The sequence below is a fragment of the Bradyrhizobium amphicarpaeae genome (genome assembly GCF_002266435.3).
Classification (GTDB): domain Bacteria; phylum Pseudomonadota; class Alphaproteobacteria; order Rhizobiales; family Xanthobacteraceae; genus Bradyrhizobium; species Bradyrhizobium amphicarpaeae.
In genome coordinates this window covers 6,791,353-6,807,825 of sequence record NZ_CP029426.2, presented here as the reverse complement: position 1 = coordinate 6,807,825, position 16,473 = coordinate 6,791,353, and the positions used below count along the sequence as shown (strand labels likewise).

At 65.5% G+C, this 16,473-nt stretch carries 13 protein-coding genes; 11 read left to right on the top strand and 2 right to left on the bottom strand.

Annotated features, from left to right (window positions below):
• The first annotated feature begins 186 nt into the window (after nucleotides 1-186).
• The 10 genes from ugpB (at nucleotide 187) to CIT40_RS31915 (ending at nucleotide 11,637) form a co-directional block, all read left to right on the top strand.
• On the top strand, nucleotides 187-1,509 hold the full coding sequence (ugpB, locus tag CIT40_RS31960) for a sn-glycerol-3-phosphate ABC transporter substrate-binding protein UgpB (protein ID WP_193550894.1): 1,323 nt from the start codon (nucleotides 187-189) through the stop codon (nucleotides 1,507-1,509).
• A 207-nt stretch (nucleotides 1,510-1,716) separates the two neighbouring features.
• A complete protein-coding gene (locus tag CIT40_RS31955) occupies nucleotides 1,717-2,676 on the top strand; it encodes an aminoglycoside phosphotransferase family protein (protein WP_094892564.1) in 960 nt (319 codons plus the stop codon).
• Nucleotides 2,677-3,057: 381 nt separating this feature from the next.
• Nucleotides 3,058-4,680 (top strand): ABC transporter substrate-binding protein, encoded by a 1,623-nt coding sequence (locus CIT40_RS31950; RefSeq protein WP_094892563.1) that lies wholly within the window; start codon nucleotides 3,058-3,060, stop codon nucleotides 4,678-4,680.
• Between the two features lie 222 nt (nucleotides 4,681-4,902).
• Nucleotides 4,903-5,916 (top strand): ABC transporter permease, encoded by a 1,014-nt coding sequence (locus tag CIT40_RS31945; protein WP_094892562.1) that lies wholly within the window; start codon nucleotides 4,903-4,905, stop codon nucleotides 5,914-5,916.
• 226 nt (nucleotides 5,917-6,142) lie between these two features.
• Nucleotides 6,143-7,042, top strand: a complete 900-nt coding sequence (locus CIT40_RS31940; protein WP_094892561.1) for an ABC transporter permease — start codon at nucleotides 6,143-6,145, stop codon at nucleotides 7,040-7,042.
• A gap of 94 nt (nucleotides 7,043-7,136) precedes the next feature.
• Nucleotides 7,137-8,906, top strand: coding sequence for a dipeptide ABC transporter ATP-binding protein (locus CIT40_RS31935; protein WP_094892560.1), 1,770 nt, complete (start codon nucleotides 7,137-7,139; stop codon nucleotides 8,904-8,906).
• Nucleotides 8,907-8,934: 28 nt separating this feature from the next.
• Nucleotides 8,935-9,114, top strand: a complete 180-nt coding sequence (locus CIT40_RS31930) for a DUF4089 domain-containing protein (protein WP_094892559.1) — start codon at nucleotides 8,935-8,937, stop codon at nucleotides 9,112-9,114.
• A 7-nt stretch (nucleotides 9,115-9,121) separates the two neighbouring features.
• The gene (locus CIT40_RS31925; protein ID WP_162307776.1) at nucleotides 9,122-10,516 is read left to right on the top strand and encodes an AtzE family amidohydrolase; all 1,395 of its coding nucleotides are present in this window, start codon (nucleotides 9,122-9,124) and stop codon (nucleotides 10,514-10,516) included.
• A 1-nt stretch (nucleotide 10,517) separates the two neighbouring features.
• Nucleotides 10,518-10,910 (top strand): oxalurate catabolism protein HpxZ, encoded by a 393-nt coding sequence (hpxZ, locus tag CIT40_RS31920; RefSeq protein ID WP_094892558.1) that lies wholly within the window; start codon nucleotides 10,518-10,520, stop codon nucleotides 10,908-10,910.
• 4 nt (nucleotides 10,911-10,914) lie between these two features.
• Nucleotides 10,915-11,637 carry a GntR family transcriptional regulator gene (locus tag CIT40_RS31915; RefSeq protein ID WP_162307775.1) on the top strand — a complete coding sequence of 241 codons (723 nt, stop codon included), beginning with the start codon at nucleotides 10,915-10,917 and terminating at the stop codon, nucleotides 11,635-11,637.
• Between the two features lie 88 nt (nucleotides 11,638-11,725).
• Here the strand turns inward: CIT40_RS31915 and atzF are convergent, their stop codons facing one another.
• Together atzF and CIT40_RS31905 are read right to left on the bottom strand one after the other, a co-directional pair.
• On the bottom strand, nucleotides 11,726-13,540 hold the full coding sequence (atzF, locus tag CIT40_RS31910; RefSeq protein WP_094892556.1) for an allophanate hydrolase: 1,815 nt from the start codon (nucleotides 13,538-13,540) through the stop codon (nucleotides 11,726-11,728).
• 204 nt (nucleotides 13,541-13,744) lie between these two features.
• Entirely contained in the window at nucleotides 13,745-14,239 is a 495-nt protein-coding gene (locus CIT40_RS31905) for a MarR family winged helix-turn-helix transcriptional regulator (RefSeq protein ID WP_162307773.1), read from the bottom strand.
• 142 nt (nucleotides 14,240-14,381) lie between these two features.
• Between CIT40_RS31905 and CIT40_RS31900 the strand changes: the two genes are divergently transcribed.
• Complete coding sequence (locus CIT40_RS31900; RefSeq protein WP_094892554.1) at nucleotides 14,382-16,238, top strand: feruloyl-CoA synthase; 1,857 nt, start codon at nucleotides 14,382-14,384, stop codon at nucleotides 16,236-16,238.
• Nucleotides 16,239-16,473 lie beyond the last annotated feature (235 nt).

Sequence of the window (16,473 nt, the reverse complement as noted above, 5' to 3'; positions counted from 1 at the left end):
CGGTGATGGAGTCTATGGCGGGAGCAAAAGGTTCATTGCAATCTAGCAGATGGGAAGGACAAGGCTACAAGCTGCGGGTACGGCCGATTGTGCAGCGCGGCCGGGACGCATTGCCGGTTGAAACCGCTGGGGAGGCGCCGTAAGCAGGGGCGCCGCCGGTTGGCGCGGAAAACGAGAAAAGCCATCGTGACGTCAGCATCGCGCCTCTTGTTGCTCGCCATCCTTGCGGCGCTCTCTCTGGCGGCTCCCGCTCGCGCCGCCACCGACATCGCCTGGTGGCACGCGATGTCCGGCGAGCTTGGTCGCCAGCTCGAGAAGCTCGCTTCCGACTTCAACGCCTCGCAGTCCGACTACCGCATCGTTCCGGTCTACAAGGGCAACTACACCGAGACGGTGACAGCCGCCATCTTCGCCTTCCGCTCGCGCAGCCAGCCCGCCATCGTCCAGGTCAACGAGGTCGCCACCGCCACCATGACCGCGGCCAAGGGCGCGATCTATCCGGTGTTCAGCCTGATGCGCGACCAGCACGAGCCGTTCTCGCTGGCCGACTATTTGCCGGCGATCTCCGGCTACTACACCGATGCCGCCGGCAATCTGCTGTCGTTCCCGTTCAATTCGTCGACGCCGATCCTCTATTACAACAAGACCATGTTCCGCGATGCGGGCCTCGATCCGGAGACGCCGCCGAAGACCTGGCCGGAACTGGGCGCCGCCGCCAAGCGCCTGCGCGACCGTGGCGTCGCGTGCGGCTTCACCACGTCATGGCCGTCCTGGATCCATGTCGAGAATTTCTCGGCTTTCCACAATTTGCCGCTGGCGACGCGCGGCAACGGCTTTGCCGGGCTGGACGCGGAATTGACCATCAACAATCCGGTCGTGGTCAAGCACATCGCCCAGCTCGCCGAATGGCAGAAGACAAAATCGTTCGACTACAGCGGCCGCGGGCAGTCTGCCGAGCCGCGCTTCCAGAACGGCGAATGCGGCATCTTCATCGGCTCCTCGGCGACGCGCGCCGACATCAAGGCGAATTCGAAATTCGAGATCGGCTACGGCATGATGCCGTATTGGCCCGACGTGAAGGGCGCGCCACAGAACTCGATCATCGGCGGCGCGACCCTGTGGGTGCTGCGCGACCGCCCGCGCGAGGAATACAAGGGCGTGGCGCGGTTCTTCGCCTATTTGTCGCAGCCCGGCGTGCAGGCCGCCTGGCACCAGAACACGGGTTACCTGCCGATCACCCGCGCCGCCTCCGAGCTGACGCGCGCGCAGGGCTTCTACGAGCGCAATCCGGGCGCGGCGATCTCGTTCGAGGAGATCACGCTCAATCCGCCGACGGAGAACTCGAAGGGCATCCGGCTCGGCTCCTTCGTGCTGATCCGCGGCGCGATCGAGGACGAGCTGGAGCAGGCCTTCGCCGGCCACAAGAGCGCACAAGCCGCGCTGGATTCCGCAGTCGAGCGCGGCAACAAGCTGCTCCGCCAGTTCGAGCGTGCAAGTCCGGACAGGTAGCGTGGAGCGATTGACCACCGCTGCAGCCGCGCGGGCGGTGCGCTCCCTCCCCCGTTTGCGGGGGAGGGCTGGGGAGAGGGTGGCTCCGCAACGGGACAATCCCCCAGAGGAGAAAGCCCTCCCCCGACGCTTCGCGTCGACCTCTCCCGCAAGCGGGAGAGGTGCACCGTCTTCCTGGCTCGGACCGAGCCTGCCAAAAGCAGCCGAATGACCATGGCTTCGTCACAAGAACTGCCCCGCTTCACCGACGCCGAAAGCTTTCGCGCCTTTCGCGCCGATCCCGCGCAATGGCTCCCCATTGCGCTCGACATCGCGCGCAGCCACGGCCTCGATGCCGGCGCGCCGCACGTGTTTGCGACCGGCACCAATCTCGTTATCAGCCTCGGCGACAAGCTGATCCTGAAGATCTTCCCGCCGCTGCTCCGCGCGCAGTTCGTCTCCGAGCGCGGCTCGCTGGCGCAACTGAAAGGCCGTCTCGATCTGCCGATCCCCGAGATCGTTGCGGAAGGAACGCGCGACGGCTGGCCCTATCTCGTCATCACGCGCCTAACAGGCACGCTCGGCTCGGAGGTCTGGCCGCACCTCCCTGAAGAGCAGAAAGAGCGCCTGCTGCGCCAGATCGGCGCGACCATCGCGAGCGTCCAGCGCGTCCCGCTCGGACCGCTCGCGAATATCGAGCCGCGCTGGGGCGACTTGATGCGGGCCCAGATGCAGGGCTGCAAGGCCCGGCACACCCGTCTCGGCCTCGCGCCGAAATTCCTGGAAGGCCTCGACGACCTCCTGCGCGATGCCGAACAGCTCATTCCGATGGATGCGCCGCCGGTCTTTCTGGTCGGCGAATACATTCCGGAGAACTTCCTGCTCGCCCGCGATGACGGGCAGTGGTCGCTCACTGGCGTGTTCGACTTCGGCGACGTCATGGCGGGATGGCGCGACTACGATTTGCTCGGCCCCAGCGCGTTCATGGCGGCGGGCCGGCCGGGCAGGGTGAAGAGCCTGCTCGAAGGTTTCGGCTATGCCAAGCTCGACACCACGCTCAAGCGCCGGCTGATGGCGCTGATGCTGCTGCACCGCGCCAGCGATCTCAACAGCCACATCTGCATCGAGGGCTGGCAGGAGCAGGCAGCTGATCTGGTCGAGCTGCAGGAGCTGATCTGGGCGGGTTGAGCGGGCGCGCTCAGCCTCTCTCCCCCCTCTTCGTCATTTCGGGGCGCCGCAAAGCGGCGAGCTATGGTGCGCAATTGCGCACCTGAGAATCCCTTGTCCCGCGCGTACAGCTGCCTGACGGATCCAGTCTCGATGCTGCGCATCGCCCCGGAATGACGGCGGTGCTTATTGAGAGAGCGCCCATTAAATAACGATCATTAAATGAGCAAATCTGCATCTTTGTATGCAATGGCCCGAGAGCGAGGCCAAGGCCGCGCACCCGCCAAAATCGCTATTCATAAGTAATATCAGTATATTAGTTCGATTTAACCGGCCGTTAGGCTCTGGCACAAACCTTGCGAATCCAGTTCCAACCAAAAACCGTGTGTTGGAGCAATTGCCATGAAGCGCCGCGATTTCCTCAAGTCCGTTTCCGGATTGGCCGCCGGAGCGGCGCTTCCGGCCATGCCGCAGGTGATTTCCACCGCCTATGCCGACGCCCGCTCGGAGACGCTGCTGATCGTCTCGGAGGGCGGTCCGAACAATCTCGACATCCACGGCGTCGGCACCAATGTGCCCGGCTATGAAGTGTCGTGGAATTGCTACGACCGGCTGATCAGCCACGAGATGAAGAGCGGCCCGGGCGGCGTGCCCTATTACGACCGCGACAAGTTCAAGGGCGAACTCGCCGAGGAGTTCAAGATCGACGACATGTCGGTCACCTTCAAGCTGCGCAAGAACGCCAAATTCCACGACGGCACGCCCGTCACCGCCAAGGACGTCAAGTGGTCGCTCGATCGCGCCGTCAGCGTCGGCGGCTTTCCGACCTTCCAGATGAGCGCGGGCTCGCTGACCAAGCCGGAGCAGTTCGTCGTCATCGACGACCACACCGTGCGCGTCGACTTCCTGAAGAAGGACAGGCTGACGATTCCCGATCTCGCCGTGATCGTGCCCTGCATCGTCAACTCCGAACTCGTGAAGAAGAACGCCAGCGAGAAGGATCCCTGGGGTCTCGAATTCACCAAGCAGCAGACCGCGGGCTCCGGCGCCTACAAGGTGACGAAGTGGACCGCCGGCACCGAAGTGATCATGGAGCGCAACGACGATTGGGTTTGCGGTCCGCTGCCGAAGATCAAGCGCGTGATCTGGCGCATGGTGCCGCAGGCCGGCAACCGCCGGGCGTTGCTGGAACGCGGTGACGCCGACATCTCCTACGAGCTGCCCAACAAGGACTTCCAGGAGATGAAGGCGAACGGCAAGCTCAACGTGGTGTCGCTGCCGTTCTCCAACGGCATCCAGTATATCGGCATGAACGTCACCAAGCCGCCCTTCGACAATCCGAAGGTGCGCCAGGCCGTCGCCTACGCGCTGCCCTATCAGAAGATCATGGATGCGGTGATGTTCGGCCTCGCCAACCCGATGTTCGGCGCGCCAAAGGACAAGGCCACCGAGGTCGCCTGGCCGCAGCCGCACAAATACAACACCGACATCGAGAAGGCGAAGGCGTTGATGGCCGAAGCGGGCATGGCAGGCGGCTTCGAGACCACGATCTCGTTCGACCTGAATTTCGCCGGCGTCAACGAGCCGCTCTGCGTGCTGGTGCAGGAGAGCCTGGCCCAGATCGGCATCAAGACCACCATCAACAAGGTGCCCGGCGCCAACTGGCGCACCGAATTGAACAAGAAGGAGATGCCGCTCTTCACCAACGTGTTCTCGGGCTGGCTCGATTACCCCGAATACTTCTTCTACTGGTGCTATCACGGCAACAATTCCGTCTTCAACACCATGAGCTACAAGTCGGCGGAGATGGACAGGCTGATCGACGGCGCGCGTACCGCGGCGGCAAGCGGCGACACCGCCACCTACGACAAGGACGTGAAGGGCTTCGTCGATCTCGCCTTTACCGACATCCCGCGCATCCCGCTCTACCAGCCCTTCGTCAACGTCGCGATGCAGAAGAACATCAGCGGCTATCAATACTGGTTCCACCGCCGGTTGGATTATCGTGCGCTGGTGAAGGGGTGAGAGCGTGCTGGGTGAGGTGAGCACGGCTCTCTCATACCCTCTCCCCTTGTGGGAGAGGGTGGCTCGCCGCGTAGCGGCGAGACGGGTGAGGGGTAGCCACGAACTCCGACCTCGCCCGTGGCTACCCCTCACCCCAACCCTCTCCCACAAGGGGAGAGGGGGCGCAGCGGAGCGAGTGGCGCGAACCTGCTCTCAATTAATAACTGGAAGGAGAGCGCTCCCATGCTGACCATGATCGGCAAGCGCCTGATGTTCGCGATCCCATCGCTGATCGGCGTCGTCATCGTCACCTTCCTGCTGACGCGCGCGCTGCCGGGTGATCCCGCCGCTTACTTCGCCGGTCCCGCCGCGACCAAGGAGGCCGTCGAGCAGATCCGCAAGAAGCTCGGCCTCGACAAGCCGCTGATCGAGCAGTTCTTCCGCTACACCAACGACCTCGCCCACGGCGATTTCGGCAACTCGCTGACGACGGGCCAGCCGGTCGCAGCCGAGATCCGCAATCGCCTGCCGGCTTCGGCCGAATTGACGCTGCTCGGGCTCATCGTCTCCGTCGTCATCGCGATTCCGCTCGGCGTGCTGGCAGCGACGCGGCCGGGATCATGGGTCGATCATTTATGTCGGATAACGACCACGGCCGGCGTCTCGCTGCCGGTGTTCTTCACCGGCCTCGTGCTGGTGTATGTCTTCTATTTCCGGCTCGGCTGGTCGCCTGCGCCGCTCGGTCGTCTCGACGTGTTCTATAGCGCGCCACCGACGGTCACAGGCTTCTACCTGATCGACACCTTGCTCGCGCGCGATCTCGAGGCGTTCCGCTCGGCGCTGAGCCAACTCATCCTGCCGGCGACGACGCTGGCGATCTTCTCGCTGGCGCCGATCGCGCGCATGACGCGCGCCTCGATGCTGGCGGTGCTGTCGTCGGAATTCGTCCGCACCGCCCGCGCCAGCGGCCTGTCGCCGGCGACCGTGATTGTCACCTACGCATTTCGCAATGCCATGCTGCCCGTCATCACCACGCTCAGCATGGTGTTCTCGTTCCTGTTAGGGGCCAACGTGCTGGTCGAAAAAGTGTTCGCCTGGCCCGGCATCGGCTCCTACGCTGTGGAAGCGCTGATCTCGTCGGACTTCGCGCCGGTGCAGGGTTTCGTCCTGACCATGGCGGTGATGTACGTGCTGCTCAATCTCGTGATCGACATTTTGTACGGCGTGATCGATCCGCGTGTCAGGTTGGAGGGATAGCGCATGATGATCGCGTCTGGTGCGAGCCGCGCGGACGGTGCGCTCCCTCCCCCGCTTGCGGGGGAGGGCTGGGGAGAGGGTGTCTCCGCAATCGAGAACCCCCAAGAGGCGAGAGCCCTCACCCGCCGCGCTCTGCGAGCGCGTCGACCTCTCCCGCAAGCGGGAGAGGTAAAGCAAGCCGCCGCTCGCCGGCGTCCTGACGTCATCAAGCTCCAGGAGTGAAGCCATGAGCTCCGTCGCCCCCGCTGTCGAACCTGCCGGTCCCGCGCGCACATCCGGGTTGACTGCGATCCTCGACCAAACCCGCTACGTGCTCGGCGAGAACAAGGTCACCGGCTTCGCCTTCGCCTTGCTGATCCTGATCCTGGTCGCCGCGATCTTCGGCCCCTACGTCGTGCCCTACGATCCGCTCGCCTCGGATACCGCTGCTGCTCTGAAGCCGCCGTCGGCCGCGCACTGGTTCGGCACCGACCAGCTCGGTCGCGACATTTTCAGCCGCGTCATCGTGGCGACGCGGCTCGACACCTTCATCGCGGTCGCTTCCGTCGTGCTGGTGTTTCTGATGGGTGGCCTCGCCGGCATCGCGGCGGGCTATTTCGGCGGCTGGACCGACCGCATCGTCGGCCGCATCGCCGACACCATCATGGCCTTCCCGCTGTTCGTGCTCGCGATGGGCATCGTTGCCGCACTCGGCAACACCGTGCAGAACATCATCCTGGCCACCGCGATCGTGAACTTCCCGCTCTATGCCCGCGTCGCGCGCGCCGAGGCCAATGTCCGCCGCAACGCCGGCTTCGTTCAGGCCGCGCGTCTCTCGGGCAACGGCGAATTCCGCATCCTGCTGGTGCACATCCTGCCGAACATCATGCCGATCATGATCGTGCAGATGTCGCTGACCATGGGCTACGCCATCCTCAACGCCGCCGGCCTCTCCTTCATCGGGCTCGGCGTCCGCCCGCCGACGGCGGAATGGGGCATCATGGTCGCCGAAGGCGCGGGCTTCATGGTGTCGGGGGAATGGTGGATTGCGCTGTTCCCCGGGCTCGCACTGATGATCGCCGTGTTCTGCTTCAACCTCCTCGGCGACGGCCTGCGCGACATCGTCGACCCTCAGCGGAGGACGTGATGGCCACTTTTCGTCGAAAATTCTCCAACGATTCCAATAGCATTCTACTGTGCATGGGGTTGTTTTCGCACTTTTTGAGTCACGGCAGGCCCGCATGACTTCCCAGCCACTGCTCGACGTCCAGGACCTCACCGTCGAATTCTCAACCCGCCGCGGCATCGTCAAGGCCGTGCAGCACGTCAACATCTCCGTCGCCAAGGGCGAGACGCTCGCCATCGTCGGCGAGTCCGGTTCCGGCAAGTCGGTGACCTCCTACGCGGTGATGCGCATCCTCGACCGCGCCGGGCGGATCGCCGAGGGCTCGGTGATGTTCTCCGGCATCGACGTCAAGGCCGCGAGCGAAGACCAGATGCGCGATTTGCGCGGCCGCGAAGTCTCGATGATCTTCCAGAACCCGCGCGCGGCGCTGAACCCGATCCGGAAAGTCGGCGACCAGATCGAGGACGTGCTGCGCACCCATGTACAGCAGGCCCAGGTCGCCGATCACGGCGAGAAGGCGATCGAGGCGCTGGAGCAGGTCAAGATCGCCCGCCCGCGCGAGCGCTATCATGCCTATCCGTTCGAACTGTCGGGCGGCATGTGCCAGCGCGTCGTCATCGCGCTCGCGCTCGCCTGCAATCCGCAGCTGCTGATCGCGGACGAGCCGACCACCGGCCTCGACGTCACCACCCAGAAGGCGGTGATGGACCTGATCGTCGAGCTGACCAAGCGCAAGGCGATGTCGACCATCCTGATCACGCACGATCTCGGCCTCGCCGCCGCCTATTGCGATCGCGTCGTGGTGATGGAGAAGGGCCGCGTGGTCGAGACCGCCAAGGCCGCCGACATCTTCGCCAACCCGCAGCACCCCTACACCAAGAAGCTGATGCGCGCGACGCCGCGGCTCGGCGTATCGCTGAGAGATTTGCTGCCAGAAGAGGAGAGTTCAGCCGTCATGGCCGGGCTTGACCCGGCCATCCATCACACTGCGCAAGACCAGTCTCAGTCGATGGGCCCCCGGGTCAAGCCCGGGGGTGACGAGAATACAAAACCGCTCCTGCTCATCGAAAAGCTCGTCAAGGAATATCCCCGCCAGGGCGCCACGGCGACGCTCGGCAAGTTGTTCGGCCGCAAGCCGCCCGTGGAGCCCGATGTGTTCCGCGCGGTGGACGGCATCAGCTTCTCGATCGGCCATGGCGAGAGTGTCGGCCTGGTCGGCGAATCCGGCTGCGGCAAATCGACCACGTCGATGATGGTGATGCGGCTGCTCGACCAGACCTCCGGCCTGATCCAGTTCGACGGCGAGGACATCGGCGGCATTGCGCCTGCCAACTTTGCCCGGCTGCCACAGCGCAGCCGCATCCAGATGGTGTTCCAGGATCCGACCGACAGCCTCAACCCGCGCTTCACCGCCGCGCGCGCCATCGCCGATCCCATCATGCAATTGAGCGATATCAGAGGCCGTGATGCCCTCCGCGCCCGCTGCGAGGAGCTGGCCACCATGGTCGGCCTGCCGCACAATCTGCTCGATCGCTTCCCGCACCAGCTCTCCGGCGGCCAGAAGGCCCGCGTCGGCATCGCCCGCGCCATCGCGCTGCATCCGAAGCTGGTCATCCTGGACGAGCCGACCGCGGCGCTGGACGTCTCGGTGCAGGCGGTCGTTCTGAACCTGCTGCAGGATCTGAAAGCACGCCTAGGTATGAGCTATCTGTTCGTCTCGCATGATTTGAATGTGGTGCGCTTGCTGTGCGATCGTGTCATTGTCATGCGGACGGGTCGAATCGTCGAGGAAGGCTCTTCCGAGCAGGTCTTGAGCGATCCGCAGGACGATTACACCAAGGAGCTGCTGACGGCGATCCCGCATCCGCCGTTGCAGGTGCATTGAGCCGAGAGAGTATTGAGCCGAGAGAGACATGGCCGAGCCGCTGGACGACTATATCGACGCCGTATCGAAAGCGCTGGCGCTGCCGGTCGATGAGGCCTGGAGGCCCGCGGTGCGCGCCAATCTCGAAGTGTCGCTGCGGCTTGGCCGCCTGGTCGACGAATTCGCGCTGCCGGACGAGACCGAGCCGGCGCCGATCTTCACCGCTTGATGCTGCCATGACCAGCAAGCCAGAGATGACGGCCGCCGAAATCGCGAAGGCGGTTGCGGGTGGCAAGATGTCCGCGCTCGATGCGACCGAAGCCGCTCTCGCGCGCATCAAGCAGCACGACGGCATCCTCAATTCCTTCACCGACGTCACCGCCGACCGCGCCCGCGCCAAGGCCCGCGCGATCGATGCCGACATCGCCGCCGGCAAGGAGATCGGCCCGCTCGCCGGCGTGCCCTTCGCGGTGAAGAACCTGTTCGACGTCGCCGGGCTGCCCACCCGCGCAGGCTCGAAGATCAATCGCGATCGCGCGCCCGCGAGCCGCGACGCGACGCTGATCGAGCGCATGGAAGCCGCCGGCGCCGTTCTCGTCGGCGCGCTCAACATGGGCGAATACGCCTACGACTTCACCGGCGAGAACGTCCATGACGGTCCCTCGCGCAATCCGCACGACACCACGCGCATGACCGGCGGCTCGTCCGGCGGCTCGGGCAGCGCCGTCGGCGGCGCGCTGGTGCCGATCGCACTCGGCTCCGACACCAATGGTTCGATCCGCGTGCCGTCCTCGTTCTGCGGCATTTTTGGTTTGAAGCCGACCTATGGAAGGCTGTCACGGGCGCGCTCGTTCCCGTTCGTGGCGAGCCTCGATCATCTCGGTCCGTTCGCGCGCTCCGTTGCCGATCTCGCACTCGCCTACGATGCGATGCAGGGCCCGGACGCCGAGGACAGCGCCTGCACGACGCGCGGGCTGGAGCCGACGCTGCCGCTGATCGCCAATCCGGTCTCGGATCTGCGCATCGCCATCGCCGGCGGGTACTTCCAGAAGAACGTGTTTCCGGAAGCGGTCGAGGCCGTCAGCCGGGTCGCCAAGGCGCTCGGCGCGACTAAAATGGTCGACATTCCGGAAGCCGCGCGCGCCCGCGCGGCGGCTTATGTCATCTCAACCACCGAAGGCGCCTCGCTGCATCTCGATCGCCTGCGCCAGCGCGCGAACGATTTCGATCCAGCCGTGCGCGACCGCCTGATCGCGGGCGCCATGGTGCCGGCAGCGCTGGTCGACCGCGCGCAAAAATTCCGCCGCTGGTATCGCGCTGAACTCGCCGAGATATTCAAGTCGGTCGACGTGCTGCTCGCGCCGGCGACGCCCTGCACCGCGCCGAAGCTCGGCCAGGTGAACTTCAACCTCGACGGCGTCGAGCTGCCGGTCCGCGCCAATATCGGCATCCACACCCAGCCGATCTCCTTCATCGGCCTGCCGGTGGTCGCAGTCCCGGTGCCGCTCGAGCCGATGCCGATCGGCGTGCAGATCATCGCCGCGCCGTGGCGCGAGGACATCGCGCTCCGCGTCGCGCACGCCTTGGAAAAGATGGGCGTGGTGTCGGCGCCCGCGCCGAGAGGAATTTGAGATGGAGATCGATCTCCCCGAGGTGATCGCGGAAGTCAAAGCCGCGTTCGACCGATATGAGCAGGCGCTCATCACCAATGACGTCGCCGTGCTCGGCGAGCTCTTCCGCAACGATCCCCGCACGCTGCGCTATGGCATCGGCGAGAACCTCTACGGCTATGAGGCGATCAACGGCTTCCGCGCCGCGCGCTCGCCGGTCGGCCTCAATCGCCGTACCGCCAGGACCATCATCTCCAGCTATGGCCGCGATACGGCCGTGGCTTCCACCTTGTTTTATCGCGACACGGCGCCCGGCAAGGTCGGCCGGCAGATGCAGACCTGGATTCGCTTCCCGGAGGGCTGGCGCGTCGTCGCCGCCCATGTCAGCATCATCGACGAGCCGAAAGAGACCTGACCGTATGACGCTTGACGACTTTCCGCCCGGAACACTTCCGGCCGAGCCGGTGGTGCCCCGCGTCGACCGTGCCTCGCCATCGGTGCAGAAGGTCACGCGCGCCGAGGAGCTACGTCTTCAACTCGCCGACGAGATCGTGCGCGGCACCCTGGCGCCCGGCTCGGCCCTCGACGAGACCGACATCGCGCGCCGCTTCAGCGTCTCGCGGACGCCGGTGCGCGAGGCGCTGCGTCAGCTGGTGGCCAGCGGCCTCGTCGAGGCGCGTGCCCATCGCGGCGCGGTGGTGGCGCAGCCCTCGTTCGAACGGCTGACCGGCATGTTCGAGGCGATGGCCGAGCTCGAGGCGATGTGCGCCGGCCTTGCCGCAGAGCGCATGTCGGCGGCCGAGCGCCACGGCCTGGAGGCCGTGCACGAGGAACTGCGGGTGCTGAGCTACGCCGGCAATCCCGAGCGTTTCCACGAGGTCAACGAGCGCTTCCACAACGCGATCTACGCGGGATCGCAGAACGGCTACATCGCCGAGATCACGCTGGCGACGCGGGTCCGCGTGCAGCCGTTCCGCCGCGCCCAGTTCCGCAACCTCGGCCGATTGGCAAAGTCGCAAGCCGAGCACGACCGCGTCGTCGTCGCCATCATGCGCGGCGACAAGCAGGGCGCCGCCGCCGCGATGCGCGCACATATCGAGCTGGTCCGCGGCGAGTACGAGATCTACGCGGTGTCGGTGTGAAGTCGTAGGGTGGGTTAGCCGAAGGCGCAACCCACCACTTCTGTCTCCGCGGAAACTAAAGAGGTGGGTTATGCTGCGCTAACCCACCCTACGAGACCTGCTTTGTTGCAGCTTCCGCCATGAACTTCCGCCAGCCGCCATACGCCGTGATGTCCCGCGCGTCGCCCAGCGCCTCGGGCTCGACGAGAAATCCCTTGACGCTGCGCCCATCCGCAAGGCGCACCGTGCCGATCGCCATCGGCGCGGGAATGGCGTTGACGAACTTGCCGAAGGCGGAGGACGACAGCGACCAGATCTCCAGCGCGATCGACGCGCCCGTGCCGGCCGCGACTCGCAGCAGGCCGGGCTTCGGCGGTGTGGTTTTCAGCGCGTAAAGCTTGTAGTCGGGCGCGGTCATCGTCGCCTCGATCAGCGTGGCATTCAGCGCCGTCAGTTCACCATTCAGCGCCATGCCGGAGAGATGTGCACCGACCACCGCGATCGGGATCTCGTCGCCGCCACTTGCGGGCAGCGGCGCGAGCGGCGCCTGTGCCGCGCCCTTCGCCCCGACGGTCAATTTCGTATTCGCGTGAAACACACGGCCGATGCTCGCCAGCAGTGCGTCATGCCCCGCGGGAGCAAGCAGCGTGATGCCGAACGGAATGCCGTCGGCGCGCATCTCTGCCGGCAGCGCGAGGCCGCAGAGGTCGAGCAGATTGACGAAATTGGTGTAGGTGCCGAGCCGGCTGTTGAGCTCGATCGGATTGGCGAGCACCTGCGCGGTGGTATAGGCGGTCGGCGCCGTCGGCAGCACCAGCGCGTCGATATTGGCAAAAGTCCGCTCGGCGATCTTGCGCAGGCCCTGCAGGCGGTAGAGCGCCGAGAACGTCTCAGCGGCGGTGAGCCTCGCTCCCGCGGCGGTGATCTCGCGCGTGACCGGATGAATGGAATCAGGCGCGGATGCCAGCAGATCCTTGATCACGAGATAGCGCTCGGCGACCCATGGACCCTCATAGAGCAGCCGCGCCGTCTCATAGAACGGCTCGAGATCGAATTCGACCAGCGTCGCGCCGAGCGCAGTCCAGCGCTTCAACGCATCGGCGTAGGCGGCTTCCGCCTTCTTGTCGCCGAAGAAGATCAGTTGACCCTTGCGCGGCACGCCGAGACGCAAGCCTGTCGGGAACGGCGTGATATCGCCCAGCGGCCGGTCGCGTGAGAACGGATCGGCTGCGTCGGGACCTGCCATCACCGAGAGCGCCAGCGCTGCGTCGTCGACCGTCAGGGCGAACACCGAGATGCAATCGAGCGTGCGGCAGGCCGGCACGAGGCCCGCGTTCGAGATCATGCCGAGGCTCGGCTTCAGCCCGACGATGTTGTTGAGCATCGCCGGCACGCGGCCGGAGCCGGCGGTGTCGGTACCGAGCGAGAGCGGAACGAGGCCGGCGCCGACGGCGACGGCGGAGCCCGAACTGGAGCCGCCGGGAATGAGATCCTCGCGGATCGAATTTCTGGGGATGCCATAGGGCGAGCGCACGCCGACGAGGCCGGTCGCGAACTGGTCGAGATTGGTCTTGCCGATGATGATCGCGCCGGCGGCGCGCAGCCGCGCCACCGCCGTCGAATCGTGTGTCGGCGTAAAGGAGAAGGCGGGGCAGGCCGCCGTGGTCGGAAAGCCCAGCGCATCGATATTGTCCTTCACGGCGACCGGCACGCCGTAGAGCGGCAGGCTGGCGGCGTCTTTCGTCGCAAGCCTCTCGGCCTCCGCGATCGCATCCTTTTCGTCACACAGGCTGATGAAGATGGCGGGATCGTTGTGGTCGCGGATGCGCTGATAGGTCCGCGCGATCGTCTGTGCAGGCGTCATCGTGCCCGCGCGATGCGCGGCCACGATCGCGGCGATCGTTTCGGGCTGCTCAGCCCCCATTTCGGCCCTCATGGCGACAAAACTCCGGCAACTGCTTCACCCGGAGTGAAGCAAGCGATGTGCCATTGTGTACATTATCCGGGCAGCCGGCTGCTTCGGATATTATCCGTCTGATCAGTGGCTTGGGGGAAATTTCGACAGGCGGACGGACGATTGTGTCGACGCCCTGTGACGGGCAGCCGCTCAAATAATGGGCAGTCGAGATCAGGTGAAGCCGGCGAGGATCCGCAGCAGCTGCGCCCGGTTTTCCTTGCCGATCTTCGCCTCGACATGCCGTTCGTGCTCGGCCGCGAGGCGCTTGAACTTCGCCAGTGCCGTCTCGCCCTGGATCGTGAGATGCAGCGCATGCGACCGGCGGTCGGCCTTCGATTTGACCCGCTTCACGAGCTTGCGCTGCTCAAGGCTGTCGAGCAGGTGCACCAGCCGGGCGCGCTCGATGCCGAGCCGTTTCGCCACCGCCATCTGCGACAGGCCCGGATTGGCCCCGATCAGCGTCAGCACCGAATATTGCGTCGGCCGGATGTCGACATCGCCCAGTGTCCTGATGAAGTCCTGGAAGATCCAGATCTGGAAGCGCCGCACCGCATAGCCGGCGTGCCCCACCAGCGCGTCGAGGCCGATCTCGTCGGCGTCGATCCGCCGCGCGGTGCCGTTGCTCGCTTGTCTGCGTGGGGAGGTCCGGGGCGCGGTGGCTGTCACATCGTGTCTCCTGCCAGGCAAGCTTAACGCTTCGGGCGCTGTCGCGAAAGATTGTTGTTGACGACAACAATTGTCATGCCCAACATTATGCTCAAAGCAGCCCGGAACGAGGCTGCCGCCGATCCGGGCGGAGGGGGAAACCATGACAACCGCCGCACGCGGTGATGCTGCAAGCCTGTTCGCAACACCCAGAACCGTCGCGGCGCATCGCGCCGACGGCAGCATCGTGCTGAGCTCGCCGGATCCGTTGCGCAATGGTGCGCGCTGCGTCGGCGACTGGCTGGAGCAATGGGCGCAGCAGACGCCGGATGCGATCTTCCTGGCCGAGCGCGGCGATGTCGAGGAGCCCTGGACCACCGTCACCTATGCGCAGGCGCTGCGCCAGGTGCGTGCGGTCGCGTCCTGGATTCTGGCGCAGGGTCTCAGCGCCGAACGCCCGCTCGCGATCCTCTCGGACAACAGCATCGACCATGCGCTGCTCGCGCTTGGCGCCCAGCATGTCGGCGTGCCCTCGGCGGCGATCTCGCCGGCCTACTCGCTGATGTCGAAAGACTTTGACAAGCTCAAGGGCATGATCGCGCTGCTCGAGCCGGGCGCGATCTATGTCTCGGCGACCAAGTCATTCGCGGCGGCGCTGGCCGCGATCGAGCCGCTACACCAGGCGCAGATCATCAGCGGCAACGCCGGCGATGGCGATGCGCTCGGCTTCCGGACGGTCGCGGCGACGCCCGAAACAGCCGATGTCGCCAAAGCCTTCGCCGCGGTCGCGCCCGATACGATCGCCAAATTCCTGTTCACGTCAGGCTCGACCGGCACGCCCAAGGCCGTCATCAATACCCAGCGCATGCTGACATCGAGCCAGCAGGCGAAGGCGCAGACCTGGACCTTTCTGGAGCAGGCCGGCAGCAATCTCGTCATTCTCGACTGGCTGCCCTGGAGCCACACTTTCGGCGCCAACCACAATTTCAACCTCGTTCTGCGCAATGGCGGCTCGCTCTATATCGACGGTGGCAAGCCCGCGCCCGGCTTGTTCGCGACGTCGCTGGCGAACCTCAGAAGCGTGATGCCGACGGTTTATTTCAACGTGCCGCGCGGCTTCGACATGCTGATCGCGGCGCTGCGCGGCGACGAGGCGTTGTGCCGCCGCTTCTTCGGCGAGGTGAAGTTCGCCTTCTATGCCGGCGCCGCGCTGCCGCAGAATCTCTGGGATGCGCTCGAAGAGCTCTCGCTCAAGACGGTCGGCCGTGCGCTGCCGATGGTCTCGGCCTGGGGCTCGACGGAAACGTCGCCGCTCGCCACCGACTGTCATTTCCTCGCCGAGCGTTCCGGCAATATCGGCGTGCCGATCCCCGGCACCGAACTGAAGCTGGTCCCCTCGGGCGACAAGCTCGAGGTCCGCGTGCGCGGCCCCAACGTCACGCCGGGCTATTGGAAGGCGCCGGAGCTGACCACGCAGGCTTTTGATGAAGAAGGCTTCTATCTGATCGGCGATGCCGTGAAGCTTGCCGACACCGCGCGGCCGGAGCGCGGCCTGTTTTTCGACGGCCGCGTCGCCGAGGATTTCAAGCTCAATTCCGGCACCTGGGTCAATGTCGGCACGCTGCGCGTCGCCGGCATCGCCGCGCTGGCGCCGCTGGCGCAGGACATCGTCGTGTCAGGGCACGGCGGTGACGAGGTGCGTTTCCTCGTGATCCCGAACATCGCGGCCTGCCGCGCCCACGCCGGCCTGCCCGAGACGGCAAGCGTGAATGACGTGCTCGCGCATGACAAGGTCAGGACCGCGATCGCGCAGGGCTTGGCGAAACTGAGGCAACAGGGTCCCAACTCCTCCGGTCACGCCACTCGTGCGCTGCTGCTCGCCGAGCCGCCCTCGGTCGACGGCGGCGAGATCACCGACAAGGGCTACATCAACCAGCGCGCGGTACTGACGCGGCGAGCCGATGCGGTGACGCGGTTGAATGCTGATGCGTCGGCGGAGTGGATTGGGTGCGTCGGATAGGCCGTCCCGTCGACCGCTAGCTGCTCTCGTGCCCCGGACGCAGCGCAGCACTCCCGGCGATGCGAAGCATTGTCCGGTGTGATGCGCTGCAGAGCCGGGGGCCCATCTCACATGACGCGCGGCCGCATGGGTCCCGACTCTGCGCAGCAGCGTTTCCACGCTGCAGCGCGTCCGGGACACGAGAGCTGGGGATGCCCAATAGGCCAGGAAGCCTGCAGCAATATCCTTCCGATTA